The sequence below is a fragment of the Microbacterium karelineae genome (assembly GCF_009745985.1).
Classification (GTDB): Bacteria; Actinomycetota; Actinomycetes; order Actinomycetales; family Microbacteriaceae; genus Microbacterium; species Microbacterium karelineae.
The window spans coordinates 1-622 of the sequence record NZ_WFIX01000111.1 but is presented as its reverse complement, the minus strand read 5'-3'; the positions used below and the strand labels follow the sequence as shown (position 1 = coordinate 622).

Below are 622 nucleotides of genomic sequence, written 5' to 3'. Positions count from 1 at the left end.
AACGGAAACCAAACCAATACCATCCTTACGTATTACATTCTGAATGAGTGGAGAAAACAAGGGAAAATTACCGGAAAAGAGTTCATTGGTTCTACCATCGTAACTTCCGATATCTTCTTTGATATTGCACAGAAATTCGGTGTAGAATGCAAAGTAGGTCTTACTGGATTCAAATGGATTGGAAAAATGATCCGTGAAGCAGAAGGAACTCAGAAATTTGTATGTGGTGGTGAGGAAAGTTTCGGATTTATGACCGGTGACTTCGTTCGTGATAAAGACTCTTGCGGAAGTATTCTTTTAGCCTGCGAAATTGCAGCTTGGTGCAAAGCCAACGGAAAAACAATGTATCAGTACATGATTGAGATCTATGAGGATCTTGGAATGTATTATGAAGGATTAATCAATATCGTTAGAAAAGGGAAAGAAGGAGCTGAAGAAATTCAGAATATGATGAAAGATTTCCGTGAAAATCCTCCAAAGGAACTGGCTGGTTCATTAGTGGAAGAAGTGAAAGACTTTAAAGAGCAGACAAGTCTTACCATTTCTACGAATGAGAAAAAAGTGATGAATGATATTCCGAAGTCTAACGTTTTGATCTATTACACACAGGATGGAACAAAAG

The 622-nt window shown here is 37.8% G+C and carries 1 pseudogene; it reads left to right on the top strand.

The annotated features are described in order from the left end of the window. A pseudogene (locus GB932_RS22140) lies at positions 1-622 on the top strand (hypothetical protein); the annotation flags it as partial.